Here is a 26,243-nt window from a genome sequence, read left to right on the forward strand (position 1 = left end):
CACCCGGCGTCGCCACTCCGCGATCGGCAATATCAGCCCGAACGCCTACGAAGCCGTTGCGTCCGCTACCCTCGCGGAAGCGGTATAACCGAAATGACACCGTGTCCAAGATCAGGGGTCAAGGCCCGTGTTGGCTGGCCGAGGAGCCGACCGACGAGGCGGCAGCACTGTGGGTGGTCACCAACAAGGCCGGTGAGCAATTGCGCATCACGCTCGAAGAAGTCGAGCACGATTCGAGCCACGAACTGGGAGTCGATCCGGGCCTGATCAAGGACGGTGTGGAAGCGCACCTGCAAGAACTGCTCGCCGAGCACGTCGAAACCTTGGGGACCGGATACACGCTCGTCCGCCGGGAGTATCCGACGGCGATCGGCCCGGTCGACCTGCTGTGCCGGGACGCGGACGGTGCCACGGTTGCGGTCGAGATCAAGCGCCGCGGCGAGATCGACGGCGTGGAACAACTCACCCGCTACCTCGAACTGCTCAACCGTGATCCGCTGCTGGCACCGGTGAGCGGCGTGTTCGCCGCGCAGCAGATCAAACCGCAGGCCAAGACTCTCGCGACCGACCGGGGGATTCGCTGCCTCGTCCTCGACTACGAGGCGCTGCGCGGAACCGAGAGCACCGAGTTCCGGTTGTTCTGATCGTGCCGCGCCGCAACCGTTCCCAGCCACCGCGACAGCGCGGGCAGCATCCGCATGCCTCGGCCGCCGTGCGCACCGAGCACGGGCCGGCCGGATCGGACTCGGAGCGGTTCACCGTGCGGACGGTGCCGGGGTCCCGCGCAACCAAGTCGTACCGGTGTCCCGGCTGCGATCACGAGATCGCAGCCGGTGTCGCGCACGTCGTAGCCTGGCCCGCCGACTCACCCGGCGGTGCAGACGATCGGCGGCATTGGCACAGCGGATGTTGGTCGGGGCGTTCGACTCGAAGCCCGACGCGGCGTTGGTCGTAGGAGCCGGTCCGAAGGCCTGCCCGTCGGACCGGGTGGAGTACTCGAGGTCTGCTCAGCTTCGGGCCTTGCTCGCGACAGCGGGTGAGCGGCCGCGACGGTCACCGGTCGTCGCGGGTGGCCGCGGAGAATTGTTGCTCGGTGTGTTCTGACCTGTGGGCGTCTCGGCTTCCGGGCCGTCGGTTTCGTCCGAGTCGGTATCGCCGCCGGTCGTGTTGCGGCTCTTGTCGCCGCCGGCACGGCCGTCCTGCGTGGCCAGCACGTCACGGTCGAGCAACTCTCCTTCGCGCGTGACTGCAGCGAGCATCGACGGGACCGCGTCGAGTTGCTCGCGGACACCGTCGAGTTGGGTGAGAATCCGGCTCCGCAGTACCCGCAGCTCTTCGGTGAGGTCGCGGGCATTGGTGATCTTGCGCTCGGACTGTTCGGTCGCGATCGACACCCGACGTGCCGCTTCCTGGGTCGCCTGCTCGACACGCCGCTCGGCCTCCGCCTTGCTGGTGCGCTCGAGTTCGTCGAGCGCACCGAGCAGTTTGGATCGACGCTCGCCCATTGTGATCTCGAAGTCTTGCTGAACCTGCGCGCGTTTGCCTTCGGCCTGTGCGGCCAGCCGGTCGCGTTCCGCCTCGGCGGCCGCGATGATGCGATTGGCCTCGGCGCGCGCAGCGGCCATGGTCTCCGCATGTTCCTCTTCGAATGCGACACGCCGCCGTTCGATTTCGGCGACCTTCGCCTCGTAGTCACCGCGCAGGCGGATGCCTTCCTGCTCGGCGAGGGAAATCATCTCTGCCGATTCGGCTTCCGCGCGCGCCCTGAGTTCGGATGCCTCATCGGACGCCAACCGGAGCATCCGCGAGATGCGATCGCTCATTCCTTCCGCGGTCGTCGGGGGCACCGACAACCGGTCGACGTCCCTGCGCAGTTCGTCGATCTCGTTGCGCGCATTCTCGAGCTGCCGGGACAGATCGCGGGCCTGGGACGACGCGGCATCCCGATCGGTCGCGGTCACCCGCAGCTCGGCTTCGAACCGCGCGAAATAGTTGGTCACCTCGTCGCGGTCGAAGCCCTTGCGCACGATGGAAAACGGGAGATGGCTGGGGGTGCGATCGCGATCGAAGACCATGGCGTCAATCTACCCGGTCGGTGACACGCAGGCTGCGCGCGATCCCGCGTTGTGATAGGCGCCGCGCCGAGAATGCACTCGCCGGCGGATTTCGGTGGTCGGTAGGAATTCAGTGGTCAGCGCTTGCGGCGGGCTCGACGAGTTCGACGAGCACACCACCGGCATCCTTCGGGTGCAGGAAGTTGATGCGCGAATCGGCGGTGCCGCGCCGCGGGGCGTCGTACAGGAGTCGCACGCCCTGCTCGCGCAGAACGGTCGAGATCGCATCGAGGTCGGTGACGCGGTAGGCGAGTTGCTGCAGACCGGGGCCGCTGCGGGCGATGAACTTCGCGATCGTCGAATTCTCGTTCAGCGGTGCGAGGAGCTGGATCGCGGTCGAACCGTCGGGGGTGCCGGGAACGGACAGCATCGCTTCGCGCACGCCCTGCTCTTCGTTGATCTCTTCGTGGGTGGAGACCAGGCCGAGGTTCTCGGCGTACCAGGCGAGCGCGACATCGAGGTCGGGTACGGCGATGCCGACGTGGTCGATGGCGGTGACGAGGCCGGAGGCCAGAACGGTGCCGGTCGCGGAGGAATGGGTGGACGACTCAGTCATGGTCTAGACGGTAGCGCTAACGTTGAATCAGTTCACGCCGGGAGGTGGCTTCCGGCACACCACCAGGAACACACATCGCTGCTGTTCCTCGAATTGTGGAGGAATTCCTCGTGACCACTTCTGTCATCGTTGCTGGTGCCCGCACGCCGATGGGGCGTTTGCAGGGTGCGTTGAAGGACTTTTCGGGGTCGGATCTGGGTGGGGTCGCGATCGCGGGGGCGTTGGCGAAGGCTTCGGTGGCGCCGGAGTCGGTGGAGTACGTGATCATGGGTCAGGTGCTTACCGCCGGTGCCGGGCAGATCCCGGCGCGGCAGGCCGCTGTGGCGGCGGGTATCCCGATGGATGTGCCTGCGCTGACGATCAACAAGGTGTGTCTGTCGGGGATCAATGCGATCGCGATGGCCGATCAGCTGATCCGGGCGGGCGAGTTCGACGTCGTCGTCGCCGGGGGGCAGGAGTCGATGAGCCAGGCCCCGCACCTGCTGGAGAAGTCGCGTGCCGGGTTCAAGTACGGGGATGTGACCTTGCGGGATCACATGGCGTTCGACGGGCTGCACGACATCTTCACCGATCAGGCGATGGGAAATCTGACCGAGTCGGCCAATAGTGGTGATCGGTTCGTCTCGCGTGCGGAGCAGGACGCCTTCGCGGCGGCGTCGCATCAGAATGCGGCGCGGGCGTGGAAGGACGGGCTGTTCGACGACGAGGTGGTGCCGGTCGCGATTCCGCAGCGTAAGGGCGACCCGGTGGAATTCGCCTCGGACGAGGGGATTCGTGCGGAGACGACGGTGGAGTCGTTGGGCAGGCTGCGTCCGGCGTTCGCGAAGGACGGGACGGTGACGGCGGGGTCGGCGTCGCAGATTTCCGATGGTGCGGCGGCGGTGGTGGTGATGAGCCGGGCGAAGGCCGAGGAGCTCGGTCTGTCGTGGCTCGCGGAAATCGGAGCTCACGGGGTGGTGGCGGGTCCGGATTCGACGTTGCAGTCGCAGCCGGCGCGGGCGATCGCGAAGGCGTGCGAGCGGGAGGGGATCGATCCGGCAGATCTTGATCTGGTGGAGATCAACGAAGCGTTCGCGGCGGTGGGGATCGTGTCGGCGCGGGAGTTGGGGATCGATGCGTCGAAGGTGAACGTCAATGGTGGGGCGATCGCGTTGGGGCATCCGTTGGGGATGTCGGGGGCGCGCATCGCGTTGCATCTGGCGTTGGAGCTGAAGCGTCGTGGTGGCGGTGTGGGTGCTGCGGCGTTGTGCGGTGGTGGTGGTCAGGGCGATGCGTTGATCGTGCGGGTTCCCCGGGGTTGATCGGCATGGGTTGATCGGCATGGGTTGATCGGCATGGGTTGATCGGCACAGCCTGGTCTTCTCGGCTTCTGCCGCATACACCGGTCACGGCTCCGGCGCATCGCGCCGGGCCGTGACGTCTCTCACGGCAACGACGGGCCGTCGTAGGACTCGGGCACAATGGCGAGTATGACGAATCTCCTCGACCTGTCCACACCCGCGAAGCGTTTCCGCCTCGTCGCGATCTGGGAAGCCATCACCTGGCTGGCCCTTCTGATCGCGATGTTCTTCAAGTGGGTGCTCGGATACGAGGAAGCCATCCGTATTCCCGGCATGGTGCACGGTGTCGCCGGGTTCATGCTGTTCGTCGTCGTTGCTCTCGCGACCGCGTGGTCGCTCAAGTGGGATCTCAAGACGACCTTCCTCGCCCTGGTCTCGAGTGTCCCGCCGTTCGGCACCATCGTCTTCGAGCGCTGGGCGGTGCGTACCGGTCGTCTCGGCGAACTCTCCGAGCCCGCTGTGCGCGACACCGAGCCGGCACTGCCCTGATCATCCGGTCCTGACCACCCGACACGGCCCGGGCGGAACGTGACAGACTGGACGGCGTGACTCGACCCGGTTCCCGTCCAGCACGTTCCGCTGCGGCAGCAGCGGCGATCTCCGGCGCGGTGGATCTCGCACCGCTCAAGGAGAGGGCGTCTGCGCCCCCTCCGCCGCCGCCCTCCGGCGACGGCGACGCACCCGACGGTCTCGCGCCCGTCATAGATGTCACCGAGGCCACCTTCGAGACCGAGGTGCTGCAACGGTCCTCGCAGGTCCCAGTCATCGTGGACCTGTGGGCAACCTGGTGCCAGCCGTGCAAGCAACTGTCTCCGGTCCTCGAGAAACTCGCCCGCGAAGACGGCGGCGCCTGGGTTCTCGCGAAGGTGGATGTCGACGCCAATCCGCGCATCGCCCAGGCATTCGGAGTGCAGTCGGTGCCGACGGTCGTCGCGATCGCGGCCGGGCAGCCGCTCGCCGACTTCCAGGGCGTACAGCCGGAGTCGGCACTGCGTGAGTGGATCGCGGCGATCCGCAACGCCGTCGCGGGGAAACTGACGGGTCCGTCCACGGCGGAACCGCAGGACACCCCTGCCGACCCGAGGTTCGTCGCTGCGGAGGAGGCGCTCGACGCCGGCGACCTGGCGGGAGCTGAAGCGGCATACAACCTGGTCCTCAATTCGGAACCCGACAACGCAGAGGCGCTCGCAGCAGTGCGTCAGGTGCGGTTCCTGATGCGCGCTCAGGATCTGCCCGCCGACGCGGTCGAACACGCCGACGCGGCGCCCGCCGACCTGGACGCCCAGTTCGCCGCCGCCGACGCCGAACTGTTCGCGCAGAATCCGGAGAAGGCGTTCGCGCGTCTCATCGGGTTCGTCTCGCGCAGTGCAGGCGACGAGAAGACCGCCGCGCGCACCCGGCTACTCGAACTGTTCGAACTGTTCGATCCAGCCGAGCCGTTCGTCGTCGCCGCACGACGGAAGCTGGCGTCGGCCCTCTACTGAAACGAACGGCCTGGTGGGGGCACTGCCCCGACCAGGCCGTTCGCTCGATTCAGTGACCGACATCAGTGATAGCGGCCGGTGCAACCCGCCTCACCGTGCAACACACCCGTGCGGAACGCATCGACGCGGGCAAAGCCGCTGGGCACGGTGTTGCCGTTGACGTCGCTCGCCGCGAGACCGTCGGCGAGCAGACCGGATACGGCTTCGTCGAGGTCGCCGGGGGACAACCACACGAGGTTCTCGTCGGGATTGCTGGTCAGGTCGATATTCGTCGGACTCAGCGCGGCACTGATCGCCCCGGACAGGCACGCCGCCCGCAGCGCGGTCTGCGCATCGGTCAACGATGCTCCGGCCTCCTGCTGAACGGCGAGGGCGAACCTCGAGGCGAGAAGCACGTACGCGTTGTAGTCGCCGCGGACATCAGCGCTGAACGGACTCGACCCGGATTCCGGGGGAGCACCGCGTTCGGCGAGTTCCGCCAGGTCGACACCGATGGTGTTCGTCGCCGGGCAATACGATACCGGCGATGTCGCTTTCGCGTCGGGGCACCCGAGATCGGAACCGGACAGGTCGAGCTTCGGCGGCGACGACAAGCCGAAGACATAGTTGAACGAATGCAGGATCTGTTCGACGGACTCCGCGGTGACGGGCAGTTCCCCGTCGTCGCTGCCGTCGAAGAACTGCGGCAGATCCGCGCGGCGGGACTCGATCTCGGCGGCATCGATGCGGGTGCAGGACTCGGCGCCGTCGGAAAACCCGATCTGCATCGCGGTGACACGTTCGAACGCCGAACCGTGGACCGAATCCGGGTCGTTGGGGTCGGTGTCACGGAACTGAACCATCGAGGCGAGCACCGAATTGAGTCCATCCGAGGTGTTGAGCCGGAAATGCTCGGAATTCCCCTCGGCGACGTGCCGGACGAACGCGCCGGCGAAGCAATCGGCCTGCTGCTCGAACACGATGCCGGGATCGTCGTCGGAGACGATGCCGGACTTGTACTGGATGGCGTGCCCGTATTCGTGGGCGAGCACCATCACCACCGACATCGGACCGAACACCTCGATCAACTCGGGCAGCAGGTACGCCCGGTCCCATCCGATCACGTCGCCCCGGTTGCAGTACGCGGCGTTGATGAAGTCGAAGGTGGGCTCACCACAGAAGTCGGGACCGCGGCGCTCGGACGGATCCCAGGACAACAGGGACGAGACCGGTTCGAACGATCCCTTCGCGATCGAACCGAACGCAGTCTCCCAGTACGACTCGATGTCGGCGATCGCGTTGCCCACGAGAGTGTCGACGTCGCCGCCGTCGCCGTTCTCGATGTCGACGTCGGCGTCCGGCACCCCGTCGCGGGGACCGGACGGACCGGACGACACGGCCAGGCCGGCGACGGTGAACGGGTTGTCGTAGATCGACACCGCCGTGCCTTCGATTCCGGTCGCACACCCCGCCAGCAGGGCCACAGCCAGCACTCCGAACGCGAACCGCGCCGGCCGGCCCGTCTTTCTCACCTTGATCGCTCCTGTCGTCGAGGAACCGTGGTCACCGGTGCAGTGCCAGCCAGATCGCACCGTGAGCAGGCAGGGCCACCCGCGCCGAAGCGGGCCGTCCGTGCCAGGAGTGCGCTGTCGCCGTCACAGCACCGAGATTCCCGGTCCCATTGCCGCAGTAGGCGGTCGCATCCGTGTTGAGGATCTCCACCCACCGACCCGCTTCGGGTAGTCCGACACGATAGTCGGCGTGCGGGCGCCCGGAAAAGTTGTACAGGCATGCGACGACGGAGCCGTCACTTCCGTATCGAAGGAAGCTGAGCACATTGTTCACCGCGTCGTTCGCGTCGATCCACGCGTACCCGCCCGGGGAGGTATCCAGCGTCCACAGCGCGGGATGGTCGCGGTAGATGCGGTTGAGGTCGCCCACCAGCGTCCGGACGCCGCGGTGCAGTGCCCCGGTGTGTTCGTCGTCCAATTGCCACCAGTCCAGTCCGCGTTCCTCCGACCACTCGGCGGACTGCCCGAATTCCTGCCCCATGAACAGCAACTGCTTGCCGGGATGCGCCCACATGTACGCGAGCAAGGTTCGCAGACCGGATGCCTTCGTGAAGTCGTCGCCGGGCAGCCGCGTCCACAGGGTGCCCTTGCCGTGTACCACCTCGTCGTGGCTGATCGGCAGCATGAAGTTCTCGCTCCACGCGTACATCAGCGAAAACGTGATTTCGTGGTGGTGGTAGGTGCGGTGCACGGAATCACGGGAGACGAATCCGAGCGTGTCGTGCATCCACCCCATGTTCCATTTCATGTCGAATCCGAGTCCGCCCACGTTGGTCGGTCGCGTCACCCCCGGCCACGCCGTGGACTCCTCGGCGACGGTGACCACGCCCGGATACAGCTTGTGCACGGTGGCGTTGAGTTCCTGCAGGAACGCGACCGCCTCGAGGTTCTCGCGACCGCCGTGGACATTCGGAGTCCAGCCGCCGTGCGGCCGCGAATAGTCCAGGTACAACATCGAGGCGACGGCATCGACCCGCAGACCGTCGATGTGGAACTCCTCGATCCAATAGAGGGCGTTGGCCACCAGGAAATTGCGGACCTCGCGGCGGCCGTAGTCGAAGACGTAGGTACCCCAGTCGAGTTGTTCGCCGCGCGTGGGGTCGGGATGCTCGTAGAGCGGGCTGCCGTCGAACCGGGCGAGCGCCCAGTCGTCCTTCGGGAAGTGCGCCGGAACCCAATCCATGATCACGCCGATCCCGGCGCGATGCAGTCGGTCGACGAACTCGCGGAATTCGTCCGGAGTCCCGAACCTGGAGGTCGGCGCGTAGTACGACGTGACCTGATAGCCCCACGATCCGCCGAACGGATGCTCGGCGACGGGAAGCAGTTCGACGTGGGTGAAACCGGTGTCGGTGACGTAGTCGGCGAGTCGGTCGGCCAACTCCAGGTAGTTCAGGCCCGGCTGCCACGATCCCAGGTGCACCTCGTACACGCTCATCGGTTCCTGCCACGGCTGAGAACGTGCACGCGCGTCGAGCCATTCGTTGTCGCGCCACGTGTGCCGCGAGGCGGTCACCACGGAACCGGTCGCCGGGGGAACTTCGGTGGCGTACGCCATCGGGTCGGCCTTCTCCCGGATCGATCCGTCACGGCCGTGCACCCGGAACTTGTACAGGGCGCCGGGTTCGACGTCGGGAACGAACAGTTCCCACACGCCGCTCGAGCCGAGCACCCGCATCGGAGCGGTGCGTCCGCCCCACAAGTCGAAGTCGCCGGTCACGGTCACACCGCGGGCTCCGGGCGCCCAGACCGCGAACGACGTGCCGTCGACCGTGCCGTCCGGAGTGTCGTAAGAGCGGGGATGTGCGCCGAGGATTTCCCACAGTCGTTCGTGGCGGCCTTCGGCGAACAGATGCAGATCCAATTCTCCGAGTGTCGGGAGGAACCGGTAGCCGTCGGCGGCGACGACGACGTGATCGAACGGGTAGGTCACCACGAGTCGGTAGTCCGCCGGGGCATGGACCGGAACGAGCGCGCTGAACACATCGGACCCGACCGGTTCGAGCGGATGGTCGACACCACCGATGCGCACCGCGACCGTGTCCGCACCCGGCCGCAGCGCACGAATCAGCGTGCCTTCGGGGTGCGGGTGGGCACCGAGAATCGCGTGCGGGTCGTGGTGCTCGCCCGCGGCCAGCCGCGCCAGGTCACCTGCCGTCGGAGCGTGTCGGCGCGTCGAGACGGCCCGGTTCGTTGTGGGATCTTCCGGCGGGGTCACGACTGCCTCCTGTATGCGAGGGTGGTGCGCGCAGGCACCCCGATCGACGGCAACACGAGAATGTGCACGACCGACCGCCACGGCTCGAGCCGCACGAAATTCGACTGGCCCCAGTGGTATTCCTCCCCGGTGACCTCGTCGTGGACGGTGAAGTGCTCGTGCCAGTCCCGTCCGATCGCAGGCATGTCCAGCCACAGGGTGCCCTGTTCGGCAGCATACGGATCGAGATTGACGACGGTGAGCACCGCGTCGCCGGTGGTGGGATCGAACTTCGAATAGGCGATCAGCGCGTCGTTGTCGACGTGATGGAAGTGGATGTTGCGCAGTTGCTGCAGCGCCGGGTGTGCCCGGCGGATCCGGTTCAGCGTCGCGATCCACGGTTCGAGCGATTCGCCGCGACGACGCGCCTCGTCGAAGCGGCGGGGACGCAACTGGTACTTCTCCGAGTCCAGGTATTCCTCGCTGCCCGGCCGTACCGCCAGGTGTTCGTACAGCTCGTACCCGGAGTACACACCCCACGTCGGCGCGAGGGTCGCAGCCAGTGCGGCACGCAGCGCGAACATTCCCGGACCGCCCCGCTGCAGCGTCTCGTGGAGAATGTCCGGGGTGTTCACGAACAGATTGGGGCGAGCTTCGTCGGCCTTGGCGGCCAATTCCTGCCCGAACTCGGTGAGTTCCCACTTGGTTTCCCGCCACGTGAAATACGTGTAGGACTGGGTGAATCCGCGCCGAGCCAGGCCGTACATGCGGGCGGGCCGGGTGAAGGCTTCGGACAGGAACAGCACCTCGGGATCGGTGCGTTTGACCTCGGCGATCAGCCATTCCCAGAAGTCGGCGGGCTTGGTGTGCGGGTTGTCGACCCGGAAGATCTTCACACCCAACGCAACCCAGTGTCGCACCACACGAAGCACCTCGGCGTAGATGCCGTCGCGATCGATGTCGAAATTGACCGGGTAGATGTCCTGATACTTCTTCGGCGGGTTCTCCGCGTACGCGATCGTGCCGTCCGGCAGCACCGTGAACCACTCGGGGTGCGAGGCCGCCCACGGATGGTCGGGAGCGCACTGCAACGCCAGGTCCAGCGCGACCTCCAGGTCGAGTTGTTCTGCGCGGGAAACGAAGTCGCGGAAGTCCTGCTCGGTGCCCAAGTCCGGGTGAATCGCGTCGTGGCCACCCTCGTCGGAACCGATCGCCCAGGGTGAACCGACGTCGTCGGGTCCGGCGACGAGCGTGTTGTTCGGGCCCTTGCGGTTGATCTTCCCGATCGGGTGGATCGGCGGCAGGTACACCACATCGAAGCCCATCGCGGCGATCCGCGGCAGGTCGTCGGCGGCGGTCGCGAACGTGCCGTGCCGGGGTGTGCCGTCCTCGTTCCATCCGCCCGTCGACCGCGGAAAGAACTCGTACCAGGAACCGAACAGGGCGCGTCGCCGGTCCACTCGGGCGGTGAGCGCACGCCCACGGGTGACCAGTTCGCGCAGCGGATGTGCCCGCAGAATCTCGGTGATGTCGGGAGCGAACGCCGGCGCGACGCGTTCCGGGAGCGCCCGCGGTGACCGCAGCGAGGCCGTGACGGCGAGCAGCGCCGGCCGGTTGCCGCGCGGCGCAGCCTTCGCTGCCTTCTCGAACAGCGCGGCGCCGATCTCGAGGTCGTTCGCGAGTTCTTCGGCACCCTGACCGGCGGAGATTTTCGCGTCCACCGCGTGCCGCCAGGTGGTCACCGGATCACTCCACGCCTCGACCCGGTACGTCCACGTGCCAGGACTGGTCGGGGTGAACGTCGCGTGGAATGTGTCGGGCAGCGCCCCGGGAACCATCGAGATGCGGACGAGTTTGCCCTCCGTCTCGGGATCCGAACCCGGCCCGCGCACCGCGAGGGTCGCGGCGAGCGCGTCGTGGCCCTCGCGCCACACCACCGCGGACACCGGCACGACTTCGCCGACGACGGCTTTGACCGGCGAGCGTCCACCCGCAATCTGGGGTTGGACGTCGTCGATGGCGAGACGACCTGTCACAAGTGCTCCGTTCGAGGTGGGACCGGTGAGGTGAACAGCACGGCGTGCTCGCACACAACCGTAATCGAGGTGCGGATTCGTGGCCGCGCAAGTGGCGGGTTCGACAGCGGGAGCGCGAATCCGGCGGACCCGTGGACGGCTCGGCCGCGGACAGATCGTCACCCGGGCGGTCGTCACAGCGCCCGGCGTGGCGCAACGCGGGAAACTCGGTAGTCTTCGCGGGGTGAAAGCCTTGCGTAGGTTCACCGTACGAGCCCATCTTCCCGAGCGCCTGGCTGCGCTGGGAACCCTCTCCGTCAACCTGCGGTGGTCGTGGCATCCGCCGACCCAGGACCTGTTCGCGACCGTCGACCCGGCACTGTGGCAACACGTCGGGCACGACCCGGTCCGGTTGCTCGGTGAGGTGCCCCCGGCGCGACTCGACGAACTCGCCGCCGACCCCGACTTCCAGGAACGACTCGATGCCGCCGCCGCGGACCTCGACGAGTACCTGGCCCGGCCGCACTGGTATCAACACCAGCAGGAGCGCGGCAACGACATGCCGACGGGCATCGCCTACTTCTCGATGGAGTTCGGCGTCAGCGAGGTCCTACCCAACTATTCGGGCGGCCTCGGCATTCTCGCCGGTGACCACCTGAAAGCCGCCTCCGACCTCGGGTTGCCGCTCGTCGGTGTCGGACTGTTGTACCGCTCCGGCTACTTCCGGCAGTCCCTGACCGCCGACGGCTGGCAGAGCGAGCACTACCCGGCCTACGATCCGCAGGGACTTCCGCTGCGGCTGCTCACCGAGCCCGACGGTAGCCCCGCCCTCGTCACCGTCACCGTGCCAGGCAACCGTGAGCTGGCCGCCCGCGTGTGGATCGCGCAGGTCGGCCGGGTGCCGCTGCTGCTGCTCGACTCCGATATCGCGAGCAACGACGAGGAACTGCGCGGGGTCACCGACCGCCTCTACGGCGGAGACCAGGACCATCGCATCAAGCAGGAAATCCTCGCCGGTGTCGGCGGTGTGCGCGCCGTGCGCGCCTACACGCGCATCCACGGTCTGCCCGACCCCGAGGTCTTCCACATGAACGAGGGCCACGCCGGTTTCTCGGGCGCCGAACGCATCCGCGAACTGGTCACCACCACCGGGCTCGACTTCGACGAGGCGCTGTCCGCCGTGCGCGCGGGCACCGTCTTCACCACCCACACGCCGGTTCCGGCCGGCATCGACCGGTTCCCGATCGACCTGGTGCGGCACTATTTCGCCGGACCGAACGGGGAAAACGAGTCGTCGCTGCTGCCCGGCCTGACCGTCGACCGAATCCTTGCGCTCGGCCGGGAAACCGACCCGCACGTGTTCAACATGGCACACCTGGGTCTGCGGCTCGGTCAGCGCAGCAACGGCGTCTCCCAACTCCACGGCCGGGTCAGCCGCGGCATGTTCGACGGTCTGTGGCCGGGCTTCGACGCCGCCGAGGTACCGATCGGATCGGTCACCAACGGTGTGCACGCCCCCACCTGGGCCGCACGCGAATGGGTTGCTCTGGCGAACCGTCTCGCCGGCCCCGACCGGGTCGAGGAAGCCCGCGGCTGGGAACTGTTGCAGACCGTGCCGGCGCAGGACTTGTGGGACACCCGCAACACCCTGCGCGGCCAGCTCGTCGCCGAGGTGCGGCGCCGGCTTCGTGCGTCGTGGGTCGAGCGCGGTGCCACGTCCGCCGAACTCGGCTGGGTCGACGGAGTCTTCGACCCGAATGTGCTCACCGTCGGCTTCGCGCGGCGTGTGCCCACCTACAAGCGGCTCACGCTGATGCTCCGCGACGAGGATCGACTGCGGTCCCTGCTGCTCGACGCGGACCGGCCCGTGCAGCTCGTCGTCGCAGGCAAGAGCCACCCCGCCGACGACGGCGGCAAGGCGCTGATCCAGCACGTCGTCCGATTCGCGGACCGGCACGACGTTCGGCACCGCATCGTGTTCCTGCCCAACTACGACATGTCGATGGCGCGTTTCCTGTACTGGGGCTGCGACGTGTGGCTCAACAACCCGTTGCGCCCGCTCGAAGCGTGCGGCACGTCCGGTATGAAATCGGCGCTCAACGGCGGCCTCAACCTGTCCATCCTCGACGGCTGGTGGGACGAGATGTACGACGGGGAGAACGGCTGGGCCATCCCCACCGCCGATGGTGTCGTCGACGAGCAGCGCCGCGACGACCTCGAGGCCAGCGCCCTGTACGAACTGCTCGAACGATCCGTGCTGCCCCGGTTCTACGACCGGGACACCGACGGGGTGCCTGCCCGCTGGATCGAGATGGTGCGGCACACCCTGGAAAAGCTCGGACCGAAGGTACTCGCGTCACGGATGGTCCGCGACTACGCGGTGCAGTACTACGCCCCGGCTGCCGAGGCGGCACGTGCGATCGTCGCCGACGACTATGTGGGCGCCAAAGCACTGGCGGACTACCGGCACCGCATCGAGGCGGCCTGGCCGTCGGTGCGGGTCGCGCAGGTCGACAGCGACGGGCTGCCCGACAGCGCCGAGATCGGTTCCCGGCTGGCCCTCACCGCGCACGTGCACCTCGGCGGGCTCGACCCCGCGGATGTGCTGGTGCAGGTCGTGATCGGCCGGGTCGGTGTCGACGACACCCTCACCGAGGTGACGACCACCCCGATGCGGCACACCGGCTCCGACGGTATCGGTGACGTGTTCGACGTCGAGGTCGCGTTGCCGCTCGCCGGCGCCCTCGGCTACACGGCTCGGGTGTTGCCGCAGCACGATCTGCTCGCGACGCCGGTGGAACTGGGGTTGGTCGTTCTGCCGTAGGGCGACTGCGGACTGCTCCCGAAGCGATACCGGCGCGGTGCCACTCGGCGCCGGGCCGGTATCGCCGGCGAAGCGCCGAACTCGGTCGCAGATATAGCATCGGCCGGGTGACTACCGCGTGGACGGACGCATGACGGGGCACCGAACGCTGTCCGTCCAGATCGAAGACGTTGCGATCGAGGATGGCGCGATACCGCCTCCTCGAATCGGATCGGTCATCGCGTTCCCACTCCGATTCGTCGAGATGCCACCCGCCGGCGGTGGGGTGGTCACGGTGCGTGCGCTCCTCGAAGCGAGCACTCGGCCACGCTGGCGGTGAGCGTCGACGCGGACCGCGTCGTCCATGAATACGTGCTGCCCGGCGCGATCGGGATCGCGCGCCGGATCTGGGCGACCTCGGTGGCTGCTGGGTGACCGGCGGGGACGGGTTGTATCGGGTCGACGAAGGCGAGACGCCAGGCCACATCGACGACCTCCCGGTCCTCACCGGAGCGGTGCGGGGAGAAACCCTGCTGGTCTGCCGGGCGGAAGGTCGGTGGACACTGCACGGTCCGGACGGACCTCCGATCGAGGTGCGCGGTCCGGACGGATCTGTGGCGGCGGTCGGGGTCGACGCGGACGGCTTCGTCGTCGCCGTCCGCGCCGGTGACTCCACCTTCCGGTTCGTGCGCGTCCATCCCGATGGGGAGCTGACTGTCGGACCGATCCTTCCGCACACCGAGCGGCAGCATCGCCTGTTCCTCGGCGGCACACCGCTGCGCCTCTTCCTCGGCGACCACGCGGCACTTGTTCACCAGGACCTCACCCTCGCAGACCCACGCACACTGCCGAAACGGCTCATGTCGGCCGGGCAGGTCGGGCCGTACGCGTGGTTCACCGACCACCCCCCCGGACGGGACCGGGCGTTCCGGTTGGTGGCCTCTTCCCGGACCGGTCGGCTACGACCGCACTCGCCAGTTCTGGCTGTTCACCCTGCTCGACGGGCAGACCCTCGAACCGGTCACCAGCACACCGATCTTCGCGACGCGCCTACCTGTGACCATCGACGACCACGGAACGGTATGGGTGGTCGCCGACGGAATCGGATCCATTCCCGCCACCTCGATGCGGTGGCCGAACATCCTCGACGTCGCGGCACTGCTCGACGCATCTCGCAGCCCCGCCACCGGTTCTGCGCAGTGATCGCGGCGGACCGCACGAGAGGGAACCGATCCGTGCCGCCCGGGGCCGGTCAGTCCCGGAGACGCGTGAGGGCCTTGCGCACGATCTCCGGGTCGGTGGTTTCCCAGAACGGGGGCAGCGACGCCCGTAGATAGCCGCCGTAGCGGGCCGTCGCGAGGCGTGGATCGAGGACCGCGACGACCCCGCGATCGCTGGTGCTGCGCAGCAACCGGCCCACCCCCTGCGCGAGCAGCAGTGCCGCATGATTCGCGGCGACCGCGAGAAAACCGTTGCCGCCCCGAGATTCGACGGCCCGCTGCCGCGCCACCAGCAGCGGATCGTCCGGTCGCGGGAACGGGATGCGGTCGATGATCACCAGCGTCAGCGAGGGTCCCGGCACGTCGACGCCCTGCCACAGCGACAACGTGCCGAACAGCGACGTCGCCGGGTCCGCCGCGAACCGCTCGACGAGGGCACCGGTCGCGTCGTCGCCCTGGCACAGCACCGGGGTGCCGAGCCGCTCCCGCACTGCTTCGGTGGCGGCCTTCGCCGCCCGCATCGACGAGAACAACCCGAGGGTTCGGCCACCGGCAGCGGTGATCAGCTCGGTGATCTCGTCGATGTAGGCGGGGGACAGGCCGTCGCGCCCGGGCGTCGGCAGGTGCTTGGCGACATACATGATTCCGGCCTTGGCGTGGTCGAACGGCGAGCCGACATCCAGGGCGTTCCACTTCAGGTCACCGTCGTCGGACGGCGGCTCGGCACCGGACGCGGCAGCGGTGTCGCTGCGCGCCGGTTCCTGTGGGGGCAGCCCCCAGTTCACGGCCAGGCCGTCGAAGGAGCCGCCGACCGTCAACGTCGCCGACGTCAGCACGGCCGTCGATTCACCGAACAGCCGCGACCGCAGCAGCCCACCGACGGACAGCGGAGCCATCCGCACCGTGCGGTGCACGGCACCGCGAAACTCGTCGGCGGCGAACCACACCACGTCCTGTCGCTGTGCCGGATCGGGCTCGTCGAACGCGGTGAGCACCCGCACCGCGCCGTCGTGTACCTCGTCGACCTCGGCGATCGCCTGGGTGCGTGCCGCGGCGGCCTCCGCGTCCATGCCGGGTTTGGCCGGACCGACGGCGGTGCGCAACGCCCACGCCGCGTCGCGAACCGCGGCCAGTGCCGCGCCCGCCCCGTCGGGCAGCGCGTCCCAGCGACCAGGCGGCAACTCCTCGAGAAGCATCCCCCAGTTCTCGGCGGCCCCTTCGAGCCTGTCGACGTCCTCGTCTTCGGCGAGCTTGGCGCAGCGGCGCGCGGCCGCGGAGATCGTGCCGCCGGACAGTTCCGCGGTCGCGACACCGGTGACGCGGTCGACCAGTTCGTGTGCCTCGTCGATGATCACCGCGTCGTGCTCGGGCAGGATCGCGATCCCGGTGATCGCGTCGATCGCGAGTAGGGCGTGGTTGGTGACGACGATGTCGACCCGGGATGCTTCGGCGCGGGCGATCTCCGCGAAGCAATCGTCGCCGACAGGACAGCGGGCCTTGCCGAGACACTCGCGGGCCGTGACGCTCACCTGTCGCCACGCCTGATCGGATACGCCGGGTGTCAGGTCGTCACGGTCGCCGGTGTCGGTGTTCGACGACCATTCGGTGACCCGGCGGACCTCCCGGCCGATCCGGGACAGTGCGAACGCGTCGAACAGTTGCTCGCCGACCGGCGGCTCCTCCGCGAGCCCGGTGTGGATCTTGTTGAGGCACAGGTAGTTTCCGCGCCCCTTCAAGATTGCGAAGCGTGGCCGGCGGCCGAGGGACTCGTGCAGCGCATCGGCCAGTCGCGGCAGGTCACGATCGACGAGCTGCCGTTGCAGCGCAATCGTCGCGGTCGAGACGATCACGGTCCGCCCGGTACGCACGGCATACCGGATGCTCGGCACCAGATAGGCCAAGGACTTCCCGGTGCCGGTGCCCGCCTGCACCGCGAGGTGCTCGCCGGTGTCGAGGCAGTGCGCGACCGCCGACGCCATCGTCAGCTGGTTGCGCCGCTCCGCACCACCCAACGCGTGTACCGCGGTCCGGAGGAGGTCGGGGACGTCGGGGAGTTCTGGCACCGAGCCAGGGTATCGGTCACCACCGTCAGGTTCGAGCGCCGACCTCGCCGACCAACTCGACTCCCGCATCACGCAACCGCGTCAGCGCCGCCGCGACCGTCACCTCCGACACACCCGCGGTGTAGCGGAGAAGAATACGGGTCGCGAAACCCGCCTCGACGGCGTCGAGCGCGGTCGCGCGGACACAATGATCGGTGGCGATGCCCACCACGTCGACCGCGGTGACGCCGTGTTCGCGCAACCAGTCGGTGAGGGATTCGCCGACCTCGCCGGCGCCCTCGAACCCCGAATAGGCGGCCTCGAACGCGCCCTTGGAGAACACCGCCTCGACGCGCGAGAACTCCAGGTCCGGATGGAATTCGGCTCCCGGCGTTCCGACCCGGCAATGCGGTGGCCACGAGTCGACGAAATCGGGTTCGTCGGAGAAGTGGCCGCCCGGATCGATGTGATGGTCGCGGGTCGCCACCACGTGCGCATACAGGTCGGTGGTCTCGGCGAGATAGTCGCTCACGTCCGCCGCGACCGCGGCGCCCCCCGCGACCGCGAGCGCACCACCCTCACAAAAGTCGTTCTGCACGTCGACCACGATCAATGCACGTGTCATCGTTCTCACTTCCGGCCGACGAAACGCGTGGGAATCGCCGCGTCACCGTCGGACAACATCAGGCCTTCCCAGGGCAGACTCACCAAACCGCTCATCAGCAACGCCCGGCTCTCCTCCAGGGTAGGGAGCCCGGCGACGCGTTCGCCACCGCGGATCATCGGCACCGTCAGCTCGTTCGCCGTGTCTTCACTCTCCGGTGCAGGCCCGTCCGCCGGGTGGATCACCTCTTCGGTGAGCGTGCCCGTCGCCCGCGCGAACCGCACCGCACGCTTGGCTCCGCCCCGCGACTGCTTGTGCGCACTGCGCTTCTCGACGGGAATGCCGTCGACCTCCACCAACTTGAACACCATGCCCGCGGTCGGAGCACCGGAACCGGTCACCACCGACGTTCCCACTCCGTACACGTCGACCGGTTCGGCCCGCAGACCCGCGATCGCGTACTCGTCGAGGTCGCCGGACATGACGACCTTCGTGCCGGTCGCGCCCAGCGAATCGAGTTGCGCGCGGACCTGCCGTGCCAGCACACCGAGATCACCGGAGTCGATGCGGACCCCACCGAGTTGCGGTCCGGCGACCGCGACCGCAGTACGTACCGCCGCCGTGATGTCGTAGGTATCCACGAGCAGAGTGGTGCCGACACCGAGCGATTCGATCTGACTGCGGAACGCGGACTCCTCGTCGCGGCCCGCCGCCGTGGTGTGCAGCAGCGTGAATGCGTGTGCTGCGGTACCCGCGGCCGGAATCCCGAAACGCCGGGCGGCCTCCAGATTCGAGGTGGAATCGAACCCGGCCAGGTAGGCGGCACGTGCCGCGGCGACCGCAGATTCCTCGTGCGTGCGCCGCGACCCCATCTCGATCAGGGTGCGGCCGTCCGCGGCAGTGACCATGCGGGCCGCGGCGGAGGCGATCGCACTGTCGTGGTTGAGGATCGACAGGGTCAGCGTTTCGAGCAGGACGCATTCGGCGAACGAACCGCGCACCGACAGCACCGGCGACCCGGGGAAATAGAAGTCGCCTTCGCGGTAGCCGTCGATGTCGCCGGAGAAGCGGTAGGCACGCAGCCACGCGACCGTCGACGGCGTCAGGAACCGCGAGACGATGTCGAGTTCGGGTTCGCCGAACCGGAACGAGGTGAGGGCATCGAGCAGGCGGCCCGTCCCGGCGACCACACCGTAGCGGCGGCCCGCGGGCAGGCGTCGCGCGAACACCTCGAAGGCACACGGCCGATGCGCGGAACCGTCGGCAAGCGCGGCTTCGAGCATCGTCAGTTCGTACTTGTCGGTGAACAGTGCGGTGCTCAGGATGCCGGTGGCGTTGGAGTCGCGAGGATCTGTTGGCACCCGCTCACTGTAGATTGCCTAATCCGAGGCGGGTTCTTCACCGCGTACGGACGTCGTACCCTGGATACATGGCGCCGTGTTCCACGACAATCCCGTTCGACGTCCCGGTAATGGCGGCAGGTCAGGCGATGCCCGCCGAAGCCGAGGTCGTCGAAGAAGTCGAGGCGGTGGACCGGCCGTGGGTGACCGTCGTGTGGGACGACCCCGTCAATCTCATGCACTACGTGACGTTCATCTTCCAGAAGCTGTTCGGGTACAGCAAAGCGAAGGCGACCGAGCTGATGCTCAAAGTGCACAATGACGGCAAAGCGGTCGTCTCCAGTGGGTCGCGTGACAAGATGGAGCACGATGTCCAGCGGCTGCACGCGGCCGGCCTGTGGGCCACCATGCAACGCGACGAATAGGACGAATAAGCAGTGCCGGGAACACCGGGCAGTACCGGGAACACTGAGTGGAAACAGGAGGATCCAGCAGACGTGCGTCAGTGGAGCAGGAAGAACTCGCTCGGTGGAGTGAAACTGCGATCCGAGATGGACGCGCACGAAGCGTCGGTCCTGCGTTCGCTCGTTGCATCGGTGCTCGGCATGCTGGAGGAACGCTCGTCGCAGATCCCGCAGGACGATCTCGCGGCCCTCACCGGGCTACGCACCGGAAACTCCACCCCACCCGACACACCTGCGCTCGCGCGTCTGCTGCCGGACTTCCACCGGCCCGACGCCGACCGCAGCGACCACCCCGACGACCAGTCCGCCGACCTCAACGGCGCCCTGCGCAGCCTGCACGAACCGGACATCATCGACGCGAAACTCGCGGCAGGCGCGGTCATCCTGCGGACCGTCCCCGAATCCGGCGGCAAGGTCGTGCTCAACCCCGAACAAGCCGAAGCGTGGCTGTACGGACTCAACGACGTACGCCTCGCGCTGGGCACCACCCTCGGCATCGACGCCGATACTCCCGACGACCTCGACGACGACGACCCGCGTGCCCCGCACCTCGACGTCTACCACTGGCTGACGTGGATGCAGGACTCGCTCGTGCAGGCGCTGCTGCCGTGAGCGTCGCGCTGACACCGGGCCCCACGGATTCTCTCGCCGACGTCGCGGGGATCCGCGTAGGGCACCACCACCTGCTCGACGACTCTGTCACCGTCGCCACACCGGGCACGCCCGGCGTCGGCGCCGCCACCGGCTGCACCGTCGTGCTCACCGATCGGTCCGCGGTGGCGGCTGTCGACGTCCGCGGTGGTGGTCCGGGTACCCGCGAAACCGACCTCCTCGACCCCAGCCACTCCGTGCAACGGGTCGACGCGGTCCTCCTCACCGGCGGCAGCGCGTACGGCCTCGCCGCCGCGGACGGTGTGATGCGCTGGCTGGAGGAACACGGCCGGGGCATCGTCATGGGCGTCGACGGCGAGACACCGCTCGTCGTGCCGATCGTCCCGGGAGCCGTCATCTTCGACCTGCCGGTGGGGGACTGGCACACGCGACCCACCGCCGACACCGGATACGCCGCGGCCGCGGCCGGTGCGGCAACCGTCGCGCGCGGCTGTGTCGGGGCCGGAGTCGGAGCCCGAGCAGGTGTACTCAAGGGGGGCGTCGGGACTGCCAGCGTGCGCATCGGCGACGGCCCCGCGATCGGGGCGACCGTCGCGGCGCTGGTCGTCGCCAATCCTGTCGGGTCCGTCGTCGATCCCGACACCGGCCTTCCGTGGGGACTCGGACCGACCCGCGCCGCCGAGCTCGGAATCACCACACCCGGTGCCGCGGAGATCGAGGCGGGTCGCGCACTCGGTGCCAAGGGCACCGTGCTGAATACCACCATCGGGGTCGTCGCGACCGACGCGCCGCTGTCCAAGGCCGCGTGCCGTCGCGTCGCGGTCGCCGGACACGACGGACTGGCCCGCGCGATCCACCCCGCCCACTCGCCGCTCGACGGCGACACCCTGTTCGCGTTGTCCACCGGCACCGCAGACCTCCCGGACAGCGGACCGGTGCCCGATGCGTTCCCGGCCGAACTTCCGGTGCTCGCCGCCGTGTGCGAAGCCGCGGCCGAGGCGGTCCACCGAGCGATCGTCGATGCGGTCCTGTGCGCTACCGGGTTTGCCGGCATCCCGTCCTACCGCGACGTGTACGGCACCGCGTTCGGCCGCCGCTGACCGCGCAGGCGACGACCTCGGGAGCACAGCGCGCCGCCACGCCGCACGGCACAATGGACGCATGACGGTACCGACCGGAACAACGGGTACGACCCGGCCGATGTGGCAGCGCGCCGCACTGTGGATCAGCGGGTTCGTGGCGCTGCTCTACGGCATCGAAGGCGTCGACTCGGTGACCTCCGCGAACCTCGATGCGGCCGGTGTCCAACCCCGCACCGCCGACGGACTGACCGGCGTCCTGTTCGCTCCGCTGCTGCACGGCGACTGGGGGCATCTGGCCGCGAACACCGTCCCGCTGCTGATCCTCGGCTTTCTGGTGCTGTTGTCCGGGATCGGCCGGGGACTCGCCGCCACCGCGATCATCTGGGTCGTCGGCGGAGTGGGTGTCTGGCTGTTCGCCGGTTCCGGGTACACCCACATCGGTGCATCGGTGCTCGTGTTCGGCTGGCTCACGTATCTGATCGTCCGCGGCTGGTTCACTCGCCACACCGGGCAGATCGTCGTCGGTATCGTCGTCCTGTTCGTCTACGGCAGCATGCTGTGGGGTGTGTTCCCCAGCGACCCACAGGTGTCCTGGCAGGGTCACCTGTTCGGTGCCGTCGGTGGTGTCCTCGCAGCCTGGGTCCTCTCGTCCGACGCCCGCAACGAGCGTCGGAAACCGGCAACGTCAGGCACACTGCCGCGCTGACATGCGACGGAAGTAATCCGCTCACGATTCCGGAGGTCACGTCACAGCGTTCGTGTGACTGTGAGTTGCCGTCTCGTAATCGGGCTCTGCTTCGCGGTGAACCTGCGGCGTGGCAGCATGACCTCATGCGCATGACCGTTCTGGGATGCTCGGGTAGTGTCGCGGGGCCAGACTCTCCCGCGTCGGGCTATCTGCTGACCGCTCCGGAGACACCGCCACTGGTGATCGACTTCGGTCCGGGTGTCCTCGGAACCCTCCAGCGGTACGCCGATCCGGGTGAAGTCTCCATCCTGCTGTCGCACCTTCATGCCGATCACTGCCTCGACATTCCCGGTCTGCTCGTGTGGCGGCGCTACTCCCCGAATCGCCCCGAAGGCCGGGTGCCGCTGTACGGCCCGAGCGACGCCGCCCTGCGGCTCGGTGTCGCGACGTCCGAATGCGCCGGTGAGGTGGACGACCTGTCCGACACCCTCGACGTGCATTCACTCACCGACGGCGGTGAGTTCCGGTTCGGCGCGCTGTCCGTCCACTCCCGCCGCGTCAACCATCCCCCCGAGGCCTACGGATTCCGCATCACCAGCGACTCCGGTCGCACCTTCGTCTACACCGGGGACACCGGAATCTGCGACGAGATCGTCGAACTCGCGCGCGGCGCCGACGTCCTGCTCGCCGAAGCGTCGTGGACGCACGACCCGGCCGCACGCCCGGTGAACATGCATCTGTCCGGAACCGAAGCCGGCCAGGTCGCGGCCCGCGCGGGCGTCGGGGAGTTGCTGCTCACCCACATTCCGCCGTGGACATCGCGCGAGGATGTCATCGCCGAAGCGAAAGCACAATACTCGGGGCCGGTCCACGCGGTCTCGGTCGGGGACGTCTACCGCATCTGATCGATCGCATAGGCTCGGCCTCGTGACCACACGAGAAGACGGCAGGGCGGACGACCAACTCCGCGACATCCGGATCACCCGAGGATTCACCAGCCATCCCGCAGGTTCAGTGCTCGTCGAATTCGGGCAGACGCGCGTCATGTGCACGGCCAGCGTCGAAGAGGGCGTGCCGCGCTGGCGCAAAGGTTCGGGGCTGGGCTGGCTCACCGCCGAATACGCGATGCTGCCCGCCGCGACCCACACGCGCAGCGGCCGCGAATCCGTGAAGGGCAAGGTCGGCGGCCGAACCCAGGAGATCAGCCGGCTCGTCGGCCGCTCACTGCGCGCGTGCATCGACCTGGCGGCGATCGGGGAGAACACCATCGCCGTCGACTGCGACGTCCTGCAGGCCGACGGCGGTACCCGAACCGCCGCGATCACCGGCGCCTACGTCGCGCTGTGTGACGCGGTGACGTGGCTTCGCGCCGCCGGACGGCTCGCCGATCCGCAGCCTATTTCGTGTCAGATCGCGGCGGTCAGCGTCGGTGTCGTCGACGGCCGTATCCGCCTCGACCTGCCGTATGAGGAGGACTCCCGCGCCGAAGTCGACATGAACGTCATCGCCACCGACACCGGCACGCTCGTCGAGATCCAAGGCACCGGTGAAGGCGCGACCTTCCCGCGTTCGACCCTCGACGGCCTGCTCGACTCCGCGCTCGCGGGCATCGAAGAACTGTGCCGAGTGCAGCAGGAAGCCCTCGCACAACCGTACCCCGGCGCACTTCCCGAACCGGAGATCGCCGAGCCGGCGAAGAAGAAGTTCGGGTCCTGACATGGCAGCACAGGTGCTGGTCGCGAGCCGGAACGCGAAGAAGTTGCGCGAACTGCGGCGTGTCCTCGATCGCGCCGGAATCGACGGTATCGACCTGATCGGCCTCGACGAGGTGCCGCCGTTCCCGGAAGCCCCGGAGACCGGCGCGACCTTCGAAGAGAACGCCGCGGCGAAAGCCCGCGACGGGGCCCTCGCCACCGGCCTGCCCTGCGTCGCCGACGATTCCGGACTCGAGATCGACGCGCTGCGCGGGATGCCGGGAGTGCTGTCGGCCCGCTGGTCCGGCACCCACGGCAACGACGACGCGAACACTGCGCTCGTGCTGAACCAACTGGCAGACGTCCCCGATGAGCGCCGCGGCGGCGCGTTCGTGTCGGCGTGCGCACTGGCCGTTCCCGCCGGGAACGACACTGCGGTCACCGTCGTCCGCGGCGAATGGCGCGGCACGATCGAACGGGCAGCGCGCGGCGCGAACGGCTTCGGCTACGACCCGATCTTCCGGCCGGACGGTGACGAACGCACCGCGGCAGAACTCAGTGCCGAGGAGAAGGATGCGGCATCGCATCGCGGGCGGGCGCTCGCGCTGCTGATTCCCGCGCTCGAAGCGCTGATCCGGGACTGAACCTGCCTGGACGTGGATCCGCTCCGCGCCCACCCGGTGGTGCGGAGCGGACGCGGCCGTGTCAGTTGCGGGCCAGTGCCGTGGGGTGCGCTTCGGTGTCGATGCCGGGGATGCCGCGTCCGTGTAGCGATGCGCCTGCCGTCTCCGCCACGAAACGCAACGCGATCAAACCGACCACGCACGCACCCATCATGTAGAAGGCGGGCACGAGATCGTTTCCGGTGCGTTCCACGAGCCATTCGTTGACAGCCGGGGCAGTGCCGCCGAACAGCGACGTCGCCACGTTGTACGAAATCGCGAACCCGGCGAATCGTACCTGTGTCGGGAACATCGCGGGGAAGGTCGCCGAGATGGTCGACAACTGCAGGACATACAGCAGGCCGAGCACGGTGAACGCGACGATCGCCCAGCCGAAGTTCACCGCCATCAGCATGTACATGGGAATCGCGAGAACCAGTAGGCCACCCATCGACACCGCCCACAGGGGCTTCCGGCCGATCCGGTCGGACAGCGCGCCGGAGAACGGTATCACCGCCATCATCGCGAGCTGGCCGATCACCACCAGGACCAGCGACGACGTGCTCGTCAGCCCGATCCGACTCTCGAGATAGGTCGGCATGTAGCTCAACAGGGTGTAGTTGCAGACGTTCAGGGCGATGACCAGACCCATCAGCGTGATGATCGGCCGCCAATACCGGGTGATCAGATCCTTGAACTCGGCGCCGACGCTCGATTCTTCCTGGTGCGCATCTTCGAGTTCACGGAAGACAGGGGTCTCCTCCAGCCTCGAACGCAGATACAGCCCGACCAGGGCAAGTGGACCCGCGACGAAGAACGGCAGTCGCCAGCCCCATGTCGCCATGAACGCATCGGTCGAGGACAGGTCGATGATCAGGACGAGAATCGCGCCTGCCGAAAAGCCGCCGAGCGTGCCGAACTCGAGGAAGCTGCCGTAGAAGCCGCGCTTCCGGTCGGGGGCGTACTCGGCCATGAACGTTGCCGCGCCGCCGTACTCGCCGCCCGTCGAGAAGCCCTGGATCATGCGCAGTAGGACGAGCAGCAGTGGCGACCAGAACCCGATCGACGCATACGACGGGACCGCGCCGAGCAGCACCGTCGCGCCGCCCATCATCAGGATGGTGATGGCGAGGATCTGGCGCCGGCCGAGGCGGTCGCCGAGTGGTCCCCAGACGAACCCGCCGAGCGGTCGCATGAGGAACGAGATCGCGAAGACGCCCAGCGTGAGCAGCGTCGCCGATTCGAGGTCGCCGGGAAAGAACGAGTTGGCGATGTACGTCGCCGTGTATGCGTAGACGCCGTAGTCGAACCACTCGGTGAAATTGCCCATCGCCGACGCCGCGACAGCACGTCGAACCTCGCTCGTCTGTTCCCGATCGTGTTCCGGGCTGTGTTCCGCTGAACCGGCCTTCACGATTAGTTCCCCTCGGTCGAAAGCATCAACGCGAGGGGTTACCCGATGGGAAGCCGGTTGAAACTCGACCCGTGTGCCTTTGTGGCCGTCAGGACCGCCACAACGACACACCGCGTTCGACGTACCGGCGCTGCCAGGGTGTTTCGACGGCATGCGGTGAGTAGTGCCGGCGGACGAACGCGACCGCGTCGTGGCGGGGCACACCGTCGAGGACGGCGAGACATGCCAGGGCCGTGCCGGTGCGCCCCAGTCCACCGGAACACGCGATTTCCACGCGCCCGTCGACGGCGCGCTCCCACGCCTCGTGGAGCGCGGCGGAGGCGTCGGCACGGTCGGTCGGCAGCCGGAAGTCGGGCCAGCGA

24 protein-coding genes and 1 pseudogene are annotated in these 26,243 nt (G+C 68.0%); 14 read left to right on the forward strand and 11 right to left on the reverse strand.

The window, feature by feature from the left end:
- Nucleotides 1-125: 125 nt before the first annotated feature.
- Nucleotides 126-644 (forward strand): annotated as a pseudogene (gene nucS / locus WAX14_RS09055) (endonuclease NucS); the annotation flags it as partial.
- Between the two features lie 2 nt (nucleotides 645-646).
- Nucleotides 647-955 carry an ATP/GTP-binding protein gene (locus tag WAX14_RS09060; protein ID WP_422627750.1) on the forward strand — a complete coding sequence of 103 codons (309 nt, stop codon included), beginning with the start codon at nucleotides 647-649 and terminating at the stop codon, nucleotides 953-955.
- Between the two features lie 52 nt (nucleotides 956-1,007).
- Here WAX14_RS09060 and WAX14_RS09065 read toward each other — a convergent pair whose 3' ends face one another.
- Both WAX14_RS09065 and mce read right to left on the reverse strand, forming a co-directional pair.
- The gene (locus WAX14_RS09065) at nucleotides 1,008-2,075 is read right to left on the reverse strand and encodes a hypothetical protein (protein ID WP_422627751.1); all 1,068 of its coding nucleotides are present in this window, start codon (nucleotides 2,073-2,075) and stop codon (nucleotides 1,008-1,010) included.
- Nucleotides 2,076-2,184: 109 nt separating this feature from the next.
- Nucleotides 2,185-2,670: a methylmalonyl-CoA epimerase gene (gene mce, locus WAX14_RS09070; RefSeq protein WP_422627752.1), complete on the reverse strand. Its 486-nt coding sequence runs from the start codon at nucleotides 2,668-2,670 to the stop codon at nucleotides 2,185-2,187.
- Between the two features lie 110 nt (nucleotides 2,671-2,780).
- On the opposite strand from mce, the gene WAX14_RS09075 reads away from it, so the two are divergent.
- The 3 genes from WAX14_RS09075 (at nucleotide 2,781) to WAX14_RS09085 (ending at nucleotide 5,494) form a co-directional block, all read left to right on the forward strand.
- Nucleotides 2,781-3,971, forward strand: coding sequence for an acetyl-CoA C-acetyltransferase (locus WAX14_RS09075; protein WP_422627753.1), 1,191 nt, complete (start codon nucleotides 2,781-2,783; stop codon nucleotides 3,969-3,971).
- 168 nt (nucleotides 3,972-4,139) lie between these two features.
- Entirely contained in the window at nucleotides 4,140-4,499 is a 360-nt protein-coding gene (locus tag WAX14_RS09080; RefSeq protein WP_422627754.1) for a DUF3817 domain-containing protein, read from the forward strand.
- A 107-nt stretch (nucleotides 4,500-4,606) separates the two neighbouring features.
- On the forward strand, nucleotides 4,607-5,494 hold the full coding sequence (locus tag WAX14_RS09085) for a tetratricopeptide repeat protein (RefSeq protein ID WP_422627772.1): 888 nt from the start codon (nucleotides 4,607-4,609) through the stop codon (nucleotides 5,492-5,494).
- 62 nt (nucleotides 5,495-5,556) lie between these two features.
- On the opposite strand, the gene WAX14_RS09090 is transcribed toward WAX14_RS09085, so the two are convergent.
- Genes WAX14_RS09090 through WAX14_RS09100 form a run of 3 tightly spaced genes read right to left on the reverse strand, consistent with a single transcriptional unit; the run spans nucleotide 5,557 to nucleotide 11,277 of the window.
- On the reverse strand, nucleotides 5,557-7,005 hold the full coding sequence (locus WAX14_RS09090; protein WP_422627755.1) for a metallopeptidase: 1,449 nt from the start codon (nucleotides 7,003-7,005) through the stop codon (nucleotides 5,557-5,559).
- 31 nt (nucleotides 7,006-7,036) lie between these two features.
- Nucleotides 7,037-9,262 carry a 1,4-alpha-glucan branching protein GlgB gene (glgB, locus tag WAX14_RS09095; RefSeq protein WP_422627756.1) on the reverse strand — a complete coding sequence of 742 codons (2,226 nt, stop codon included), beginning with the start codon at nucleotides 9,260-9,262 and terminating at the stop codon, nucleotides 7,037-7,039.
- Complete coding sequence (locus WAX14_RS09100; RefSeq protein WP_422627757.1) at nucleotides 9,259-11,277, reverse strand: maltotransferase domain-containing protein; 2,019 nt, start codon at nucleotides 11,275-11,277, stop codon at nucleotides 9,259-9,261. The genes glgB and WAX14_RS09100 overlap by 4 nt, the downstream gene beginning before the upstream one ends.
- A gap of 223 nt (nucleotides 11,278-11,500) precedes the next feature.
- Here WAX14_RS09100 and glgP point away from each other — a divergent pair, with 223 nt between their 5' ends.
- Nucleotides 11,501-14,080: an alpha-glucan family phosphorylase gene (gene glgP, locus WAX14_RS09105; protein WP_422627758.1), complete on the forward strand. Its 2,580-nt coding sequence runs from the start codon at nucleotides 11,501-11,503 to the stop codon at nucleotides 14,078-14,080.
- A gap of 269 nt (nucleotides 14,081-14,349) precedes the next feature.
- Here glgP and WAX14_RS09110 read toward each other — a convergent pair whose 3' ends face one another.
- Entirely contained in the window at nucleotides 14,350-14,874 is a 525-nt protein-coding gene (locus WAX14_RS09110; RefSeq protein ID WP_422627759.1) for a hypothetical protein, read from the reverse strand.
- 241 nt (nucleotides 14,875-15,115) lie between these two features.
- Here WAX14_RS09110 and WAX14_RS09115 point away from each other — a divergent pair, with 241 nt between their 5' ends.
- Nucleotides 15,116-15,262 carry a hypothetical protein gene (locus WAX14_RS09115; protein WP_422627760.1) on the forward strand — a complete coding sequence of 49 codons (147 nt, stop codon included), beginning with the start codon at nucleotides 15,116-15,118 and terminating at the stop codon, nucleotides 15,260-15,262.
- 49 nt (nucleotides 15,263-15,311) lie between these two features.
- On the opposite strand, the gene WAX14_RS09120 is transcribed toward WAX14_RS09115, so the two are convergent.
- The 3 genes from WAX14_RS09120 to WAX14_RS09130 are packed head-to-tail and all read right to left on the reverse strand — an operon-like array spanning nucleotide 15,312 to nucleotide 19,286.
- The gene (locus tag WAX14_RS09120) at nucleotides 15,312-17,342 is read right to left on the reverse strand and encodes an ATP-dependent DNA helicase (RefSeq protein ID WP_422627761.1); all 2,031 of its coding nucleotides are present in this window, start codon (nucleotides 17,340-17,342) and stop codon (nucleotides 15,312-15,314) included.
- 25 nt (nucleotides 17,343-17,367) lie between these two features.
- On the reverse strand, nucleotides 17,368-17,946 hold the full coding sequence (locus tag WAX14_RS09125) for an isochorismatase family protein (protein WP_422627762.1): 579 nt from the start codon (nucleotides 17,944-17,946) through the stop codon (nucleotides 17,368-17,370).
- A gap of 5 nt (nucleotides 17,947-17,951) precedes the next feature.
- The gene (locus tag WAX14_RS09130) at nucleotides 17,952-19,286 is read right to left on the reverse strand and encodes a nicotinate phosphoribosyltransferase (protein ID WP_422627763.1); all 1,335 of its coding nucleotides are present in this window, start codon (nucleotides 19,284-19,286) and stop codon (nucleotides 17,952-17,954) included.
- 68 nt (nucleotides 19,287-19,354) lie between these two features.
- Here WAX14_RS09130 and clpS point away from each other — a divergent pair, with 68 nt between their 5' ends.
- The 7 genes from clpS to rdgB all read left to right on the forward strand — a co-directional run bounded on the left by clpS (nucleotide 19,355) and on the right by rdgB (nucleotide 24,449).
- On the forward strand, nucleotides 19,355-19,690 hold the full coding sequence (clpS, locus tag WAX14_RS09135; protein WP_422627764.1) for an ATP-dependent Clp protease adapter ClpS: 336 nt from the start codon (nucleotides 19,355-19,357) through the stop codon (nucleotides 19,688-19,690).
- A gap of 72 nt (nucleotides 19,691-19,762) precedes the next feature.
- Nucleotides 19,763-20,341: a DUF2017 domain-containing protein gene (locus WAX14_RS09140; RefSeq protein WP_422627765.1), complete on the forward strand. Its 579-nt coding sequence runs from the start codon at nucleotides 19,763-19,765 to the stop codon at nucleotides 20,339-20,341.
- A complete protein-coding gene (locus tag WAX14_RS09145) occupies nucleotides 20,338-21,441 on the forward strand; it encodes a P1 family peptidase (protein ID WP_422627766.1) in 1,104 nt (367 codons plus the stop codon). Before WAX14_RS09140 ends, WAX14_RS09145 begins: the two co-directional genes overlap by 4 nt.
- 61 nt (nucleotides 21,442-21,502) lie before the next feature.
- Complete coding sequence (locus WAX14_RS09150) at nucleotides 21,503-22,129, forward strand: rhomboid family intramembrane serine protease (protein ID WP_422627767.1); 627 nt, start codon at nucleotides 21,503-21,505, stop codon at nucleotides 22,127-22,129.
- A 125-nt stretch (nucleotides 22,130-22,254) separates the two neighbouring features.
- A complete protein-coding gene (locus tag WAX14_RS09155; RefSeq protein WP_422627768.1) occupies nucleotides 22,255-23,016 on the forward strand; it encodes a cyclic nucleotide-degrading phosphodiesterase in 762 nt (253 codons plus the stop codon).
- A gap of 22 nt (nucleotides 23,017-23,038) precedes the next feature.
- Nucleotides 23,039-23,827 (forward strand): ribonuclease PH, encoded by a 789-nt coding sequence (gene rph, locus WAX14_RS09160; RefSeq protein ID WP_422627769.1) that lies wholly within the window; start codon nucleotides 23,039-23,041, stop codon nucleotides 23,825-23,827.
- A 1-nt stretch (nucleotide 23,828) separates the two neighbouring features.
- The gene (rdgB, locus tag WAX14_RS09165; protein ID WP_422627770.1) at nucleotides 23,829-24,449 is read left to right on the forward strand and encodes an RdgB/HAM1 family non-canonical purine NTP pyrophosphatase; all 621 of its coding nucleotides are present in this window, start codon (nucleotides 23,829-23,831) and stop codon (nucleotides 24,447-24,449) included.
- Nucleotides 24,450-24,510: 61 nt separating this feature from the next.
- Here the strand turns inward: rdgB and WAX14_RS09170 are convergent, their stop codons facing one another.
- Together WAX14_RS09170 and WAX14_RS09175 are read right to left on the reverse strand one after the other, a co-directional pair.
- A complete protein-coding gene (locus WAX14_RS09170; protein ID WP_422627773.1) occupies nucleotides 24,511-25,797 on the reverse strand; it encodes an MFS transporter in 1,287 nt (428 codons plus the stop codon).
- A 172-nt stretch (nucleotides 25,798-25,969) separates the two neighbouring features.
- A partial coding sequence (locus WAX14_RS09175; RefSeq protein WP_422627771.1) for a protein-tyrosine phosphatase family protein occupies nucleotides 25,970-26,243 on the reverse strand: 274 nt, incomplete at its 5' end.

Source organism: Rhodococcus sp. (in: high G+C Gram-positive bacteria) (genome assembly GCF_049299235.1).
Taxonomy (GTDB): Bacteria; Actinomycetota; Actinomycetes; order Mycobacteriales; family Mycobacteriaceae; genus Rhodococcus.